Source organism: Shewanella sp. MF08487 (assembly GCF_050848685.1).
Classification (GTDB): Bacteria; Pseudomonadota; Gammaproteobacteria; order Enterobacterales; family Shewanellaceae; genus Shewanella; species Shewanella glacialipiscicola.
In genome coordinates, this window is the sequence record NZ_JBOZPB010000026.1 from 24,153 (window position 1) to 41,229 (window position 17,077).

Genomic DNA, 17,077 nt, shown 5'->3' on the forward strand with positions numbered 1-17,077 from the left:
AACAAGGAATTTGGACACGATGAAATTCTCAATTGATAGGGACACCCTATTAAAGCCGTTACAATTGGTGTGTGGCGCCGTTGAAAAACGTCATAATGTGCCAATTTTGTCGAATCTTCTTGTAGAAGTAAGTGGTCACACACTTAAATTGACCGGTACAGATTTAGAAGTTGAACTCGTGGGCCAAGCCGTCGTTCACGGTGATATAGAAGAAGGTCGCACTACGGTGCCGGCTAGAAAATTACTCGATATTGTTAAATCTTTACCTGAACAAAGCGAATTAAAAGTCGAACAACAAGATAACAAATGGTTATTGCGTTCAGGTCGCAGCCGTTTTTCATTAGCGACTTTGCCCGCTGAAGAATATCCTAACGTTGAAGCTTTCCAAGCAGAGATTGAATTTAGCATAAAGCAGGGCATGCTAAAGTCGATTATCGATTCGACGCAGTTTTCTATGGCTAACCAAGATGTGCGTTATTATCTCAACGGTTTATTGTTTGAAACCGAAGGTAATACTTTGCGTGCGATTGCGACCGATGGCCATCGTTTAGCCTTGAGTCATCGCACTATTGAAGCGCAATTACCTGAAAAACAAGTTATTGTGCCGCGTAAAGGCATAATGGAAATGGCACGTTTATTAGAGTCGGATGATCTTGATATCACGATAGCTATTGGTGATAACGCCATTCGTGCCACCACGGCCAATACCGTTTTTACCAGTAAATTAGTGGATGGTCGTTTTCCTGATTATCGCCGTGTACTGCCCAAGGGCGGTGATAAAATTGTGATTGCGAGTCGTAATCACTTAAAGCAAGCGCTGACACGTGCCTCTATTTTATCCAATGAAAAATTCCGTGGCGTACGCATTCAACTCGAAAATGGTTTGCTCAAGATCACCGCTAATAATCCTGAACAGGAGGAAGCTGAAGAGATCATCGATGTTGAATACAATAATGAAGCCTTAGAAATTGGCTTTAACGTGAGTTATTTACTTGATGTGCTTAACAATCTTAAGTCAGACGATGTGCGTATCACGCTGATTGATGGTAACTCCAGCGCCTTAATCGAAAACCACTTGGAAGAAGATTCCATGTATGTGGTTATGCCGATGCGTTTATAAACTCTTCATTTTTATATTACCCGTGTCAGTCCCTCTGTCTTTAATGTAGATGCCGCCTAAGGGCGGCGTTATGTTTAATATGCAGCATTGGCTATTCCTTCACTCAGTTACCAATAATCTTGGCGGTCAGCAGCGGAGCTCGATATGCTAAGTGCTATGAGTCCTTGTATATGCCGTTTACGCAACGCTATGAGTAATGCATGAGCCTGACCCGTCTTAATATCGAAGCCTTTCGTAACATTCAGTCTGCCCAGCTAATGCCTGCTCCGGGGATTAACTTGATCTATGGCCAAAATGGCAGCGGCAAAACCAGTATTCTAGAGGCTATTTATTTTCTCGGTATGGGGCGTTCGTTTCGCAGCCATTTATCCCAGCGCGTGATTAATAACGATGATGATAAATTAACCTTATTTGCCACGTTAAACTTAGTGCGCGGCGACAGTAAAATCGGTTTACGACGCTTTCGTAGTGGTGAGACAGAAGTGAAAATTGATGGCGAAAAAGTCAAACGTTTATCGACATTGGCTGAAACCTTACCCATCCAAGTGATCACACCTGAAAGTTTTTCTTTACTGTTTGAAGGCCCAAAATCCCGTCGACAATTTATCGATTGGGGGGCATTTCATGCTGACCCACAGTTTTATACTGCTTGGGTGAATGTTAGACGAGTTCTTAAACAAAGAAATCAATTGCTTAGAAATGGTTCGACCTATAGCAATATTCAATTTTGGGACCAAGAGTTTGTGCGTTATGCCGAGCAGGTTACCGAAATACGAAACCATTATGTAGACTCGTTAAATGAGCTACTTAAGGGTATAATCGGGGAGTTTTTACCGAGTGTAGATGTGAAGGTTTCATTTACGCGCGGCTGGGATAGTAAAACGGATTTTGCTGAACTACTCGAAAATCAATATTCCAGAGATTTGGCCACAGGTCATACCGTCAGCGGTCCCCATAAAGCTGACCTTAGACTTCGTGTAGGCACCTTGCCAGCGCAGGATGCCCTGTCCCGTGGTCAATTAAAATTATTAGTCTGTGCACTGCGTATTGCACAGGGAAAGTTGCTCAAACAACAAATAGATAAACACAGTATTTATCTTGTGGACGATCTTCCGTCCGAGTTGGATGCACAGCATAGACAGCTATTGCTTAAGCAGTTAACGGATACCGGAGCACAAGTGTTTGTGACCGCCATAGATCCTGCTGCAATAGTCGATTCGTTACACACGCCTCCTAGTAGGATGTTCCATGTGGAACAGGGACGTGTAACGGTAATTGAATAACCATTGAGAGAATAATATGTCAGAGAATAGTTACGATTCTTCGAGTATTAAGGTCCTTAAGGGCCTTGATGCAGTACGTAAGAGACCTGGGATGTATATTGGTGACACCGACGACGGTACGGGTCTACATCATATGGTGTTCGAAGTAGTCGATAACTCTATCGATGAAGCCTTAGCCGGCCACTGTAGCGAGATTACGATTACTATCCATGTTGATGGTTCGGTTTCTGTTAAGGATGATGGCCGTGGTATCCCGGTTTCTATCCATGAAGAAGAAGGTATATCGGCAGCAGAAGTTATTATGACGGTATTGCATGCCGGCGGTAAGTTCGACGATAACTCTTATAAAGTGTCTGGCGGCTTGCACGGTGTGGGTGTGTCGGTAGTTAACGCGTTATCTAAAAAGCTGCAGATGACCATTCGTCGTGCTGGCAAAGTGTATGAGCAATTTTATACCCACGGCGTACCAGATGCACCAATCCGAGAGATTGGTGATGCAACTAAAACCGGTACTGAAATCCGTTTTTGGCCAAGTGAAAATACTTTTAGTAATATCGAGTTTCATTTCGAAATTCTAGCAAAACGTGTACGTGAATTGTCATTCCTCAACTCAGGCGTGGGTATTCGTCTGATTGATGAGCGCGATAATAAAAATGAATTATTCAAATACGAAGGCGGTATTAGCGCATTCGTTGATTACTTGAACCGCAATAAAACACCTATCAACAAAGATGTGTTCCACTTCATTCAAGAGCGCGATGACGGTATTACCGTTGAAGTGGCTATGCAGTGGAATGACGGTTATCAAGAAAATATATTCTGTTTTACCAACAACATTCCACAGCGTGATGGTGGTACTCACTTAGTCGGTTTCCGTAGTGCTTTAACACGTAACCTTAACAGTTACATGGAAAACGAAGGTTACAACAAGAAAGGCAAAACTAGCGCGACTGGCGACGATGCCCGCGAGGGTTTGACTGCTGTTATCTCTGTTAAAGTACCTGATCCTAAGTTCAGCTCACAAACCAAAGATAAACTGGTTTCAAGCGAAGTGAAAACCGCGGTTGAACAAACCATGGGTGAAAAACTGAACGATTATCTGCTGGAAAACCCAGCTGATGCTAAGTTAATTGTTGGTAAGATTGTTGATGCGGCACGTGCCCGTGAAGCGGCGCGTAAAGCCCGTGAAATGACCCGTCGTAAAGGCGCACTCGATTTAGGTGGTTTACCAGGTAAGCTGGCCGATTGCCAAGAGAAAGACCCTGGTCTTTCTGAAATCTATATAGTGGAAGGTGACTCTGCTGGTGGTAGTGCCAAGCAGGGGCGTAACCGTAAAAACCAAGCTATTTTGCCACTCAAAGGTAAAATTCTAAACGTTGAGAAAGCACGCTTCGATAAGATGCTGTCTTCTCAAGAAGTGGCCACACTGATCACGGCGCTCGGCTGTGGTATTGGTCGCGACGAATATAACCCAGATAAAACGCGTTATCACAACATCATCATCATGACGGATGCTGACGTCGACGGCTCGCACATTCGTACCTTGCTGTTGACCTTCTTCTTCCGTCAAATGCCTGAATTGATTGAACGTGGTTACATCTATATTGCTCAGCCACCTTTATTTAAAGTTAAAAAAGGTAAACAAGAACAGTATTTGAAAGACGAGCCAGCATTAACTCAATACCTCACGACTCAAGCATTGGATGGAACTATTGTTTATCCAACGCAAGGTGCGATTGGTATGTCAGGTGAGCCGTTAGAGCGTTTAGTGACTCAATATCGTGAAGTGGAAGCGATTGTGGCTCGTCTAGAGCAGCGCTATCCAACGCACATTACTAACCGTATGCTTTACCACCCAATGATCACCAATGATATGTTGGCCGATGAAGGCAAGATGAAAGAATGGATCGATGCCTTTATCCATGAGCTAGTGGAAATGGAAAGTAGCGGCGTGCTGTATTCTGCTGAGCCGATTCTTGATCCAGAGCGTAAAGTGTATTTGCCTAAGATCACTATTCGTAAACACGGTATCGATACTAATTATCTGTTTACTTATGACTTCTTCCAATCAAGCGATTACCAACGTATCGGTAAGTTAGGTGCGGCGTTAGAGGGTATGATTGAAGAAGGTGGTTATGTACAACGCGGCGAACGTGTTAAAGAAGTCGGTAGCTTCCTTGAAGCCCTAGATTGGACGATTTCTGAAGCTAAGCGCGGTTTATACATCCAACGTTATAAAGGATTGGGTGAGATGAACCCTGAGCAATTGTGGGAAACGACAATGGATCCTGAGTCACGCCGTATGTTGCAAGTGACGATTGATGATGCCGTTGGCGCCGATCAGTTATTTACTTGTTTGATGGGTGATCAAGTTGAACCACGTCGTGAGTTTATCGAAGCGAACGCATTAAACGTGGCTAACTTAGACGTGTAGTGCTGATATGTAATGCACTTTTAGTAACATGTTATTAAGTTAGTGATTAAGGGAAAGCTTAGGCTTTCCCTTTTTATATCTACGATTTAACCTCAACTCGGGATAAGACTCTGCGTCTCTACCGATTATTTCCCAATCGCCCGTTATTAGATACGCAAACTTGCCTGATAACGAAAAACAACCTCTGCAGCGTTAATTTTGTGGATAAGGTAATAAGATTAATCAGTTAGTACGCTACTATCCCGAGTTCAGGTTATCTAGAGTATTTCTATTGCATACAGATTCTTTCTGTTTAGCGACTGGGCAGATCGTTTAAAAGTTTATACAAAAATGGTCACTTTTTACTTACTGTTATTGAGAAAATAGCGACCATAAAAAACGCGCTAGTTAGCGCGTTTTTTATGAAGACTGAAAAGCGTATCGTTATTGCAGTAGCGATATATCCGCTACGTGCAGGAACTGCTCGCGTAGATTATTCAACAATGCTAAACGATTGTTTTTCAAAGCTTCATCATCTGCCATTACCATCACATCTTCGAAGAACTGATCCACGCTTTCACGTAGGCCAGCTAGCAAAGTTAAGGCTTGTTGGTAATCGGCATTGGCAAACAAAGGCGCCAGCAGTGGTTGTAGTTCGTTCAACTTGGCCGCTAATGCTTGCTCTGCGGCTTCGGTCAACAAACTTGCATTGATCGTTGTCGGTAAAGCGCCTTCAACCTTAGCCAGAATGTTGGATACACGTTTGTTCGCTGCTGCAAGTGCGCCAGAAGCTTCTAGGCTTCTAAAGTGTGATACCGCATTGATACGACTATCAAAATCAGCTGGGCGTGTTGGGCGACGTGCTAGCACTGCTAAGATCACATCAACACCAATGCCTTTATCTTGATACCAAGCGCGGAAGCGTGCCATTAAGAACTCTAACACTTCGTCGCTTGCATTGGCGTTGCTTAAGTTAGTGCCATGCAGTGCTTGTGCTTTAGCGATAAGATCAACTAAATCAAGTGGTAGCTTGTTTTCTACTATGATACGTAGCACGCCAATTGCTGCGCGGCGTAGGGCAAAGGGATCGGCTGCGCCTTTAGGAGCTTGGCCAATACCAAAGATACCGACTAAAGTATCGAGCTTGTCTGCTAATGCGACTGCGCAAGATACGCCAGCACTTGGCACTGTATCGCCAGAGAACTTAGGCTTGTATTGTTCTTCCATCGCAACTGCAACGGCTTCGGTTTCACCATCGAGGCGGGCGTAATGCATGCCCATAGTGCCTTGAGTGTCGGTAAATTCCATCACCATATTGGTCATCAAATCGGTTTTAGATAACAAACCTGCACGGGCTGCATCAACCGCATTCGCACCAGTTTGCTCGGCAATAAAGGCGGCTAGGGCAGAGATACGATTTACTTTGTCTTTTAATGTACCCAGCTGCTGTTGGAACAATACTGTTTCTAAGCTAGGTAAACGTGATTCCAGCGTGTGTTTTTTATCGGTATTAAAGAAGAATTCGGCGTCGGCAAGACGTGGGCGAACGACTTTCTCGTTACCTGAGATAATTTGCGCAGGATCTTTAGATTCTATGTTGGTCACAAAGATAAAGTTTGGCAGTAACTTGCCCGCGTCATCAAAGACGGGGAAGTATTTTTGATCGCCCTTCATGGTGTAGACCAAAGCTTCAGACGGTACACTTAAGAATTTTTCTTCGAAGCTGGCGGTCAATACCACTGGCCATTCAACCAAAGAGGCGACTTCTTCAAGCAGGCTTTCTTCGATATCGGCTGTACCACCAATCTTAGCGGCGGCTTTTTCGGCATCGGCTTTGATCAATGCTTTACGGCTTTCGTAATCGGCGATGACTTTGCCTTTTTCTTTCAGGTCGGCAAGGTAGTGATCAGCATGGGCTAATTCAAACTGCTTTAGGCCCATAAAGCGATGACCGCGAACAGTGCGTGCCGATTTGATACCCAGCAATTCACCTTCAATCAACTCACTGCCTAACAACATAGTCGCGGTGTGCACAGGGCGAATAAATTGGGTTTTATTATTGCCCCAACGCATTGGCTTAGGGATGGGTAATTTATCGAGTGCACGTTGAGCCATAGCAGCGATCAAACTTTTTGTTTCGACGCCTTCTACTTTAGCGTTATGGACTAACCATTCGCCTTTATCTGTGACTAAACGTTCGGCTTGCTCAACAGTAATACCATTACCACGTGCCCAACCTTCGGCGGCTTTCGTCGGTTTGCCTTCAGCATCAAAGGCTGAACTCACGGCGGGACCGCGTTTTTCAACCACTTTGTCGGCTTGTGCAAGGGCCAGTTCAGTGACGTTAATCGCCAGACGACGTGGCGCTGCGTACCAAACGGCTGAGCTGAACGCTAAATCGGCTTTGCTGAGTTCTTCGGTAAAGTTAGCTACAAAGGATTCAGCCAGTTTACGCAGTGACTTAGGTGGTAACTCTTCTGTGCCTAACTCTATGAGTAAGTTTTCAAAATTCATGTTTTTACCTCTACTTACACATTGGGAAGCCAAGCGCTTCGCGTGCCTGATAATAAGATTCAGCGACCGCTTTGGCCATAGTACGAACGCGTAAGATGTAGCGTTGGCGCTCGGTCACTGAAATGGCATGGCGGGCATCGAGTAAGTTGAAGGCGTGCGAGGCTTTCATCACTTGCTCGTAGGCGGGCAGAGGTAAAGGTTTTTCCAGTGACAATAAATGCTGACACATTTTTTCGCACTGATCGAACAGGGTGAACATAAAATCCACATCGGCGTGTTCGAAGTTATAGGTCGATTGCTCTACTTCGTTTTGATGGAACACATCGCCATAGGTGATTAGGCCCAGTGGACCATCGGTCCATACGAGATCATAAACACTATCTACGCCTTGGATATACATGGCCAGACGCTCTAGGCCATAGGTGATTTCACCTGTGACAGGGCTGCATTCGATGCCGCCGACCTGTTGGAAGTAAGTAAACTGAGTTACTTCCATACCATTAAGCCAGATTTCCCAGCCTAAGCCCCAAGCACCTAGTGTTGGTGATTCCCAGTTATCTTCTACAAAGCGGATATCGTGGATTTGAGTATCGATACCCAGCGCTTGCAGTGAGCCTAAATACAGCTCTTGAATATTGTCAGGTGAAGGCTTCAACACGACTTGGAATTGGTAGTAGTGCTGCAGACGGTTAGGGTTTTCACCGTAACGACCGTCCGTAGGGCGGCGCGATGGCTGCACATAGGCACTGCTCATAGGTTCTGGCCCTAGAGAACGTAGGAAAGTTTGTGGGTGGAATGTTCCAGCGCCGACTTCCATATCTAGAGGTTGAACGATTGCACAGCCTTGCTGTGCCCAATATTCCTGCAGGGTGAGAATGAAACCCTGAAATGTTTTTACGTCGTGTTTTGTTGTCATGTCTACTTTGTCTACTGCCGTCAGCCTGAATAGAAAATGGGTTCGATTATACCTTGTAGATATCTGCTTATGTAGGTTATTTTTTACCTTCTTAATTAAAACAATAAGGTTATATACCATGGAAGAGATCCGTTGTGGCTGGGTAAGTGATGATCCCTTGTATCGTGAGTATCATGACAAAGTGTGGGGGCGGCCGGTTCGAGATCCTAAGGAGCTGTTTGCTAAGTTGTGTTTAGATGGTCAACAGGCTGGATTATCGTGGATTACGATCCTGAAGAAACAACAAAACTATGAGCAGGCCTTTGCCAATTTTGAACCAGAAGCGATTGCTGGCTTTGATGAGGCGAAAGTGGAGGAACTTATGTTGAATCCCGGCATAGTGCGCAATCGCTTGAAGGTGAACTCTATTATCAAGAATGCCAAAGGATATTTGGCCTATACTGCCGATGGGAAGGATTTCTCTGCATTCTTATGGAGCTTTGTTGGGGGTAAGCCCATAGTTAATCAGTTTACTGCTATGTCTCAGGTTCCAGCGCAAACGCCAGAATCAGAAGCCATGTCAAAAGCGTTAAAGAAGCTTGGATTTAATTTTGTCGGCCCAACAATTTGTTATGCCTTTATGCAGGCGGTGGGTATGGTGAATGACCACCTTGTAGAGTGTATTTCTTATCAGGCTTGTGTTGATTCCTGTGCCGGTCAGCATAACTGCGAACATCAGTAATCGTTCATCTTGCTGATGTGATGTAGGACAGTACTCATAGCAATATTCGAGTTCTTGTCCATATACACAATAAACAATGCACAAAATGTAAAAAAGCATGTTCCACGTGGAACATGCTTTTATCTTCATTGGTGATATCTGGTTAAACCAAATAATTAAAACAGGAAAGCGACTCTCCCATTCATTCTAACCTTGAGGATAGAGTTTAGATTTTCTCAAAGAAAAATGGCTTACGTTTTTCCTTATCCCCATTAAGCTCATTCATAGTCTCTGCATCAAATAACTTACCATTAACCATAGTATGAGTGACTTTGTCGGTGACGCGTATGTCGGCTAATGGATCACCATCAATAACGATTAAGTCTGCGAGCTTACCTGCTTTAATCGAGCCTAGCTGTTGTTCCATACCAAAGGTCGTCGCCGGATTAATGGTGGCCGTTTTCAGTACCTCCATATTGCTCATGCCGCCTTGGGCGAACATCCACATTTCCCAATGTGCCGCTAAACCTTCACGCTGACCGTGGGCGCCAATATTTGGGCGGACTCCTAACTTATCGAGCTCGTTAGCGACTTTTGCAACATTGAAATGATTATAGTGGCCATCTGGAGCATGCGGGCGTCGCATTGATCTCGCCTGCAAGATATCGGCGGGGACATACATCGACAGGCGTGGATGCGCCCACACATCGGTTTTGTCGTACCAGTAGTTTTCGCCTGAAATGCCGCCATAGGCGACCACTAAGGTTGGGGTGTAACCGACTTTAGTCTGGCTCCAGAATTGTTTGATATCGTTATAAATCGCTGCCACTGGCAGAGAGTGCTCAACCGTTGTGTGGCCATCGGCGACCATGGTGAGATTGTGTTGTAGCAAACTGCCACCCTCAGGCACGACCATCATTTCGAGTTCACGTGCGGCAGCGATGACTTGCTGCCTCTGATTACGTCGCGGTTGGTTGTAGCTTTTAACGCTAAACGCCCCGACTTTTTTAAGGCGCTCAAGATGAAACTTTGCATCATCGAGTGAGTCTATGTGCGATGTGTAACCTGGTGCATTGGCGCCATACAATATGGTGCCTGTTGAGAAAATACGTGGGCCAACTATGTGTCCTGCTTTTTGTTGTTCGGAAGCGGCAAAAATCTCTGTCGTGTCATTCGAGGGATCGTGAATCGTGGTGACACCCAAAGATAAACCGGAATACAGCGCCCAGTTCTGTTGTGGCACAATTTCATCATCTGCTTGCGGTCCATGGGCGTGGGCATCGAATAGCCCTGGCATGATAGATTTTCCTTTGATGTTGATGATCTGCGCATCCTTGGGAATCGCTATATTGGCATCACCTACGGCGACAATATGATTGTCTTTGATTATGACCACGCCATTATCTATGACTTGGTCATTTTCCATCGTAATCACTTTGCCACCGACGAAGGCGATTGTTCCACGTGGAACATCAGCCTTTTCGGTAAAGCCTAAATTGATAATGCTTGGCTGAGCCTTTTCATCTTTATTCAGGTATTGAGTATCAACCTTGGCTTGATAAAGTTCGGGGCCAAGCGTCCAATACAGTTGGTTGCTTTTACTGTTCCAACTGATACTTTTACCCGCGCGGACACTCAATTGGCTTACGGGTAAATTGTTGGCATTGGGTCCAATCTCAATGGTTTCACCGTGTTTAGCAAAAGGTGTCACCCAAACCTTAAAGCGTTCTGCGAAGGCGAGTTGCTCACCATCGGGTGAAACCCTAAATTCAGTCGCATGTTTGCTGCTGTAATGAACTCGCTTATCGAAGCCATCTAAGTTGATAGATGATAACTGTGGCGTTTCATCTTCGCTGCTATTCATAAAAAAGACACGATCGGCATTGGCACCGAATTGAGCTTGGTAGCCATCGGCACTGATCTTGTTATTTTTTTTGCCTTTGATATCGACTTTATATAGTCCAGGCTCCTGCGACCAAGTTCTTGGTGTGAGGTTACCGCCTTGGGTTTTACGATACACCACAAGTTCACCATCGGGTGAAAAGGTGGGTTCTACGTACTTTCCTGGTTCAGATGTTAGCTGCTTAGGTTTGCCACTTTTGGCGCTAATGACTTGTACTGTTCCTTGGTCTTGGTCATTCCAAGTGGTGAAAACAATATTTTTGCCATCGCGGGACCATTGGGGATACAGTTCTTCAATCCCATTATTGAGTTCAGTTAAGCGCGACATTTTTCCATCGGGTAATGATTTTAACCAAATCTTACCCAGCGCTTCGAAGGCCACTTTACTGCCATCGCGAGAGACCTGCGCCATACGTAGCATTTTTACATCGAAAACGTCTTTATCGATATCTTGCTTAAAGCGCACTGAGGGCTGTACGGCTAACTCAGTTTTTACACTAAAGGGGATATCTGTGAGTGTTTTATTGGCAACATTCAGACGATTAATTTTTCCCTTAGCCCAGAAGAAAATATCCTTGCTATCTTGTGTCCATGCCATTGTTGGATAGACGCCATGAATGGCCCAAGTCTCTTGCATATCACGGTCAAGTTCGCCAAACTGTTTAGTTGTTTCTCCCGACTTAAGGTCGAGTAGGTAGAGTGATGACTGGAAATCATCGCGCTTAATATAGGCGAGCTTAGTGCCGTCTGGGCTCGGCGTTGGCCGAATCGCTCCACCCGTGCCTTCGATTAATACTTCAATCTCACCAGTCTGAGTATCGTAGCGTTTTATTTTGTAGATACCGTTGACCGAATCCTTTGAGTAATGGAATGTTTTACCCGGCGTGTCATCCTGACTAAAGTAGATATAGCGACCATCGGGTGAATACGCGGGTTCACCTAAATCTTTCTCATCATTAGGACGTTCGGTCAATTTAACCCCTTCACCACCCGCAACGTGGTATAGCCACACTTCGCCCGCACCCAAACTACGACTGGCGGTAAAGTGCTTACGGGCAACCAGATACTGGGAGTCTGGGCTCCAAGCTGGACTGTTTAGCAGCCTGAAGGTTTCTTGGGTAACTGTTCTTGGGTTTTTACCATCTGCATCCATAATCCAAATGTTATCACCACCATCGCCATCGGACGTAAAAGCAATGTGCTTGCCATCAGGGCTATAGACGGGCTGCATCTGCCAAGCTATGCCTTGGGCTAATGGCTTAGCTTCACCGCCTGTTACTGGAATTTGGTAGATGTCACCGAGTAAGTCGAAGACGATATGCTTACCATCTGGACTGACACTCAAGTTCATCCAAGTGCCTTCATTAACATCAACTTTGACTTGCTCTAAGGGAGCATTTGCTGGAGCGTTAACATTCCAAGTCGACTCTTTCGTTTCTGTGGCGTTAACTGCGAGGGTATTCATCCCAAGCGTGAGGGCAATATAAAGCGGGGTAAGTTTAGAGTTCAATATGTCACTTCCTGTTATCGTTCTTATGGGCTACATGAGCGGTATTAATCACAAGATAAATTTTTGTTAATACTTGGTGTAGTTATCGCATAAATAGATAAGAAGGAAAACGTAAATACTGTTTCAAGTGATGACTGAGGTTTAGTGCGAGCGGGAAATAGTAGAGGAACCAAACAAGACGTTTGGTTTTTGTGTTTAGCGAGCAAGAATGACTTTGGTATGGAAGGCCGCTTTAGGTGAGGAGTGATATTTCAACATCGTCACCGAGGTGGATCATGCCATTGTGTATGACTCGGCAGGTGACACCACCACGCCAATATGGGGTTAATGCCACCTCTAAACCAGTGTGAGCGATTTCCATCTTTTTACAGGGTTCTGTCTCGCCAGTGATTTCTAATCGTAACTCGCCAATCAGTAAATGTTTGCCTACGTCTGCATGGCTAAACATTAGACCATCGATAAGCAAGTTTGCCCTGCGAGTTATCCAAGGTAAATCAACTTGCAGACTATGACATGCCTGTTGCCACTGCTGATGGGAGAGGATTGTGACTTGGCGTTTGCCTGGGTGGCCAAAAACGTCGTTCTCTATACCTCTTAATTGAGTGACATTAGCGCAGAGAACCTCGTTCATCGTGCCGCGTTTTGCGGTCTTATAGGCAATACCCAACAGTTTTGGCATAGTTTTATGCTCCCCAATCAATAAGCTAGTCCTCATTAGCTATACGGATTAAAGACCTTTTTTGATCAAATATTGATAGGGTATTTGTGTTGTTTCGCTAGCGATAAGAGTGTGATCCATAAACTCACAAAAACTTGGAATATCACGTGTTGTTGCAGGGTCATCAGCGATAATCAGTAATGTCTCACCGGCTGCCATTTGTCTTACTGTTTTACGTACCATCATTACGGGTTCTGGGCAGCGTAAGCCGAGGGCGTCGAGTTTATGCTGTGCAGTTGAGAAAGCGTCGTTCATATTACCTCTACTGAACGGTTAAGCAGAATGAGCTAATGTTACTCCAGCACCTATGATAAACCAAGTTGGCGATTTAAATTTGTGAGTTGTTCTCGGGTATATGTGTCATTACTCATGTGGAATATTAAATGTTCCACGTGGAACACTTATGGCATCTGTTATTTGTACGACGTAGTTGGGGGATAATTTTTAGTATAAAAAGTATAAAAAGTATAAAAAGTATAAAAAGTATAAAAAGTATAAAAAGTATAAAAAGTATAAAAAAGCCGGAACAAGTTCCGGCTTTGATAATTATTCGATTAACGAATTAAACACGTTCAAACACGGTTGCGATACCTTGGCCTAAACCAATACACATGGTCGCTAAACCTAAGGTCGCGTCTTTGTCTTCCATCAAGTTGATCAGCGTCGTAGAGATACGCGCACCTGAACAACCCAGTGGGTGACCTAGTGCAATCGCACCGCCGTTGAGGTTGATTTTGTCGTCAACCACATCCGCTAAGTCTAAATCTTTTACACAAGGCAAAGACTGAGCTGCAAACGCTTCGTTCAGTTCAATCACATCTAAATCGGCAACTGTGATACCGGCACGAGCCAGTGCTTTTTGCGTGGCTGGCACTGGGCCGTAACCCATGATAGCCGCGTCACAACCTGCAACCGCCATAGAGCGAATACGTGCACGAATCGGCAAGCCAAGTGCGCGCGCTTTAGATTCTTCCATGATCAACATGGCTGAAGCGCCATCTGACAGTGCAGAAGAAGTACCAGCAGTCACAGTACCATTTACTGGATCAAACACGGGGCGCAGTGCAGCCAAAGATTCCATTGTGGTTTCTGGGCGGATCACTTCGTCTTGCAGGACTTTAATTAAGGCGCCGTTAGCATCGTGACCTTCAATGCCATAGATTTCTTTGGCAAAGCGGCCTTCAACCGTTGCAGCATAAGCGCGTTGGTGTGAACGTACCGCAAAAGCATCTTGCTGCTCACGGGTAATGCCGTGCAGTTTACCCAGCATTTCAGCCGTTAAACCCATCATGCCAGAGGCTTTTGCCACGTTGTTAGCAAGACCTGGGTGGAAGTCGACACCATGGCTCATCGGCACGTGGCCCATGTGTTCTACGCCACCAATAATAAAGGTGTCGCCCATGCCAGTCATAATCGCACGTGCAGCTTGATGGATAGCATCCATTGATGAACCACATAGGCGGTTAACTGTCACAGCGCCAGCAGTCTTTGGAATGCCCGCTAATAGCGAAGCGTTACGGGCGATGTTGAAGCCTTGCTCTAGGGTTTGTTGCACACAACCCCAAATCACGTCTTCAATCAGGTTTGGGTCGAGTTGTGGGTTACGCAGCAACAGACCTTTCATTAGTTCGGCAGACAGAGTTTCTGCACGCACATTACGAAATACGCCAGCCTTTGAGCGGCCCATCGGAGTACGGATGCAGTCTACGATAACAGCTTGTTTCATGATTAAATTCCTTTCCCGCTAATTAGGCTTGGTAGTAGCTACCGTTATTGGCTGCTAATGTGCGCATCGCATCTGTGACTTGATACAGACCGCCCAAGTGAGCGTATTTGTCTGCTAAGGCTACAAAATTTGCGACACCCATGGTATCCAAGTAACGGAATACGCCGCCTCTGAATGGCGGGAAACCTAAGCCATAAACTAGGCCCATATCCGCTTCGGCAGGCGATGCGACAATACCTTCTTCTAAACAGCGCACGGTTTCGATGATCATAGGGATCATAGTACGGGCAATAATGTCATCGGCTTCAAAGGCTTTTAACTCGCCAAAGGCATCTTTCAATAGACCGTAGCTTGTTGGATCGACATCTTTCTTCGGCTTGCCACGGCTATCGACTGAATAGACATAGAAACCTTTGCCATTTTTCTGGCCAAGACGTTTGTTCTCAAACATCACATCAATCGCGTCAGTACCTGATTTACCCATGCGATCAGGGAAACCTTCAGCCATAACGGCTTGGGCGTGATGACCTGTGTCTAAACCGACTACGTCGAGCAGGTAAGCTGGACCCATTGGCCAACCGAATTGTTTTTCCATCACTTTGTCGATTGCAGCAAAGTCGCCACCTTCGGCAAGTAAGCCGTTAAAGCCTGCAAAGTAAGGGAAGAGTACGCGGTTAACGAAGAAGCCTGGGCAATCATTAACAACGATTGGGGTCTTGCCCATTTTGCTGGCATAAGCCACAACAGAGGCGATGGTTTCTTCAGAGCTGTGCTCGCCACGGATAACTTCAACCAACGGCATTTTGTGCACTGGGTTAAAGAAATGCATACCGCAGAAACGCTCTGGCTTCTTCATGCTCTTAGCGAGCAAGTTGATTGAAATGGTTGAAGTGTTTGAGGCGATAATTGCATCTTCACTCACATAGCCTTCAACTTCGGCTAAAACCTGTGCTTTGATTTTTGGATGTTCAACAACGGCTTCAACGACAACATCACTGTGTTTAATCGCGTCATAATCTAACGAAGGAGTGATATTGTTCAGCACTTTGGCCATTTTTTCTGGCGTTGAACGGCCACGGGCGACTTGGGCAGACAGCAGTTTAGCGGCTTCATTGAGGCCTAAATCTAATGCTGGCTGGGCAATGTCTTTCATGACAATCGGTGTGCCTTTGCTGGCGCTTTGGTAAGCGATGCCGCCGCCCATAATACCTGCGCCTAATACGGCCGCGTTGTTGACTTCTTTTGCTAACTTGCCGGCTTTCTTCGCTTTACCTTTAACAAATTGATCATTAAGGAAAATACCGATAAGTGCCTTAGCTACGTCAGTTTTAGCCAGCTTGATAAAGGCTTGATGTTCGATTTGTAATGCTTCAGCACGACCTTTAGTCGATGCTTGCTCAATTACGCTTACAGCAGCCATTGGTGCAGGGTAGTGTTTACCCGCAACAGCAAACACCATGCCTTTAGCTGTGGTGAATGACATCATAGCTTCAAGTTTTGGCAGCGTTAGGGCAGACAGCTTGCGGTTACGACGCGCTTGCCAATCCAACTTTTCAGCAACAGCATCTTTCAGCATTTGAATCGCAGCCGCTTCTAACGCTTGTGGTGCAACCACGGCATCAACAGCGCCGACTTTCAGTGCATCTTCAGCGCGTTGGTCTTTACCTGTGGTGATCCACTCAAGTGCGTTATCTGCACCAATCACACGTGGCAGACGAACTGTGCCGCCAAAACCTGGGATGATGCCGAGTTTAGTTTCAGGTAAACCGATTTTGGCTGTGGTATCTGCGATACGAAAATCCGTTGCCAGAATGGTTTCACAGCCGCCACCTAAGGCAAAGCCTTTGATTGCTGATGCGGTTGGGAAAGGCAAGTCTTCGAGTTTGTTGAAGACTGCGTTGGCTTGTTCAACCCAAGAGAGCAATACGGCGTCATCTTGTGCGAACAGGCCTAAAAATTCGGTAATGTCGGCGCCCACAATAAAGGTATCTTTACTTGAGGTCAGCACTAACGCTTTGATATTGGAATTTTGCTTGATGCTGTCTAATGCGGCATCGAGCGAGGCGAGGGTTTCTCTGTCGAATTTGTTCACCGAACCGGGTGCGTTAAAGCACAGCTTGGCAATATTATCCTCGAGTAACTCAACTTGAATTGTAGGACTTTGGTAGATCATTGCTTGCTTCCTTTTGGCTTAAAAGTGATACCCACCATTATGTGTTGGTGCTAGTACGACTCTCTATCTCACAGCAGCTTCGGCCATCATTTGACCAGTTGT

The 17,077-nt window shown here is 45.4% G+C and carries 11 protein-coding genes; 4 read left to right on the forward strand and 7 right to left on the reverse strand.

Annotated features, from left to right (window positions below; all coding sequences use genetic code 11):
• Window positions 1-19: 19 nt before the first annotated feature.
• The 3 genes from dnaN (at window position 20) to gyrB (ending at window position 4,837) form a co-directional block, all read left to right on the forward strand.
• The gene (gene dnaN, locus ACRN9H_RS16210) at window positions 20-1,120 is read left to right on the forward strand and encodes a DNA polymerase III subunit beta (RefSeq protein WP_432306514.1); all 1,101 of its coding nucleotides are present in this window, start codon (window positions 20-22) and stop codon (window positions 1,118-1,120) included.
• Window positions 1,121-1,320: 200 nt separating this feature from the next.
• On the forward strand, window positions 1,321-2,403 hold the full coding sequence (gene recF / locus ACRN9H_RS16215; protein WP_263189975.1) for a DNA replication/repair protein RecF: 1,083 nt from the start codon (window positions 1,321-1,323) through the stop codon (window positions 2,401-2,403).
• Window positions 2,404-2,419: 16 nt separating this feature from the next.
• Window positions 2,420-4,837 carry a DNA topoisomerase (ATP-hydrolyzing) subunit B gene (gene gyrB, locus ACRN9H_RS16220; protein WP_263189977.1) on the forward strand — a complete coding sequence of 806 codons (2,418 nt, stop codon included), beginning with the start codon at window positions 2,420-2,422 and terminating at the stop codon, window positions 4,835-4,837.
• 423 nt (window positions 4,838-5,260) lie between these two features.
• Here gyrB and glyS read toward each other — a convergent pair whose 3' ends face one another.
• Window positions 5,261-7,330 (reverse strand): glycine--tRNA ligase subunit beta, encoded by a 2,070-nt coding sequence (gene glyS, locus ACRN9H_RS16225; protein WP_432315107.1) that lies wholly within the window; start codon window positions 7,328-7,330, stop codon window positions 5,261-5,263.
• Between the two features lie 10 nt (window positions 7,331-7,340).
• Window positions 7,341-8,246 carry a glycine--tRNA ligase subunit alpha gene (gene glyQ, locus ACRN9H_RS16230; RefSeq protein ID WP_259528464.1) on the reverse strand — a complete coding sequence of 302 codons (906 nt, stop codon included), beginning with the start codon at window positions 8,244-8,246 and terminating at the stop codon, window positions 7,341-7,343.
• A 118-nt stretch (window positions 8,247-8,364) separates the two neighbouring features.
• On the opposite strand from glyQ, the gene ACRN9H_RS16235 reads away from it, so the two are divergent.
• Window positions 8,365-8,967, forward strand: coding sequence for a DNA-3-methyladenine glycosylase I (locus tag ACRN9H_RS16235; protein WP_259564062.1), 603 nt, complete (start codon window positions 8,365-8,367; stop codon window positions 8,965-8,967).
• Between the two features lie 205 nt (window positions 8,968-9,172).
• On the opposite strand, the gene ACRN9H_RS16240 is transcribed toward ACRN9H_RS16235, so the two are convergent.
• The 5 genes from ACRN9H_RS16240 to fadB all read right to left on the reverse strand — a co-directional run bounded on the left by ACRN9H_RS16240 (window position 9,173) and on the right by fadB (window position 16,975).
• Window positions 9,173-12,361, reverse strand: a complete 3,189-nt coding sequence (locus ACRN9H_RS16240) for an amidohydrolase family protein (protein ID WP_432315145.1) — start codon at window positions 12,359-12,361, stop codon at window positions 9,173-9,175.
• A 229-nt stretch (window positions 12,362-12,590) separates the two neighbouring features.
• Window positions 12,591-13,037, reverse strand: coding sequence for an MOSC domain-containing protein (locus ACRN9H_RS16245; protein WP_432315109.1), 447 nt, complete (start codon window positions 13,035-13,037; stop codon window positions 12,591-12,593).
• 48 nt (window positions 13,038-13,085) lie between these two features.
• Window positions 13,086-13,331: a sulfurtransferase TusA gene (gene tusA, locus ACRN9H_RS16250; protein ID WP_220772707.1), complete on the reverse strand. Its 246-nt coding sequence runs from the start codon at window positions 13,329-13,331 to the stop codon at window positions 13,086-13,088.
• A gap of 307 nt (window positions 13,332-13,638) precedes the next feature.
• Complete coding sequence (gene fadA / locus ACRN9H_RS16255; protein ID WP_432315110.1) at window positions 13,639-14,802, reverse strand: acetyl-CoA C-acyltransferase FadA; 1,164 nt, start codon at window positions 14,800-14,802, stop codon at window positions 13,639-13,641.
• 22 nt (window positions 14,803-14,824) lie between these two features.
• Complete coding sequence (fadB, locus tag ACRN9H_RS16260; protein ID WP_432315112.1) at window positions 14,825-16,975, reverse strand: fatty acid oxidation complex subunit alpha FadB; 2,151 nt, start codon at window positions 16,973-16,975, stop codon at window positions 14,825-14,827.
• Window positions 16,976-17,077: the final 102 nt, after the last annotated feature.

What these genes read in the sequence shown, in the direction of transcription:
- fadB (WP_432315112.1), bottom strand. Translation starts at nt 16,975, where the DNA reads ATGATCTACCAAAGTCCTACAATTCAAGTTGAGTTACTCGAGGATAAT.
- dnaN (WP_432306514.1), top strand. Translation starts at nt 20, where the DNA reads ATGAAATTCTCAATTGATAGGGACACCCTATTAAAGCCGTTACAATTG.
- recF (WP_263189975.1), top strand. Translation starts at nt 1,321, where the DNA reads ATGAGCCTGACCCGTCTTAATATCGAAGCCTTTCGTAACATTCAGTCT.
- tusA (WP_220772707.1), bottom strand. Translation starts at nt 13,331, where the DNA reads ATGAACGACGCTTTCTCAACTGCACAGCATAAACTCGACGCCCTCGGC.
- gyrB (WP_263189977.1), top strand. Translation starts at nt 2,420, where the DNA reads ATGTCAGAGAATAGTTACGATTCTTCGAGTATTAAGGTCCTTAAGGGC.
- glyQ (WP_259528464.1), bottom strand. Translation starts at nt 8,246, where the DNA reads ATGACAACAAAACACGACGTAAAAACATTTCAGGGTTTCATTCTCACC.
- fadA (WP_432315110.1), bottom strand. Translation starts at nt 14,802, where the DNA reads ATGAAACAAGCTGTTATCGTAGACTGCATCCGTACTCCGATGGGCCGC.
- glyS (WP_432315107.1), bottom strand. Translation starts at nt 7,330, where the DNA reads ATGAATTTTGAAAACTTACTCATAGAGTTAGGCACAGAAGAGTTACCA.
- ACRN9H_RS16245 (WP_432315109.1), bottom strand. Translation starts at nt 13,037, where the DNA reads ATGCCAAAACTGTTGGGTATTGCCTATAAGACCGCAAAACGCGGCACG.
- ACRN9H_RS16235 (WP_259564062.1), top strand. Translation starts at nt 8,365, where the DNA reads ATGGAAGAGATCCGTTGTGGCTGGGTAAGTGATGATCCCTTGTATCGT.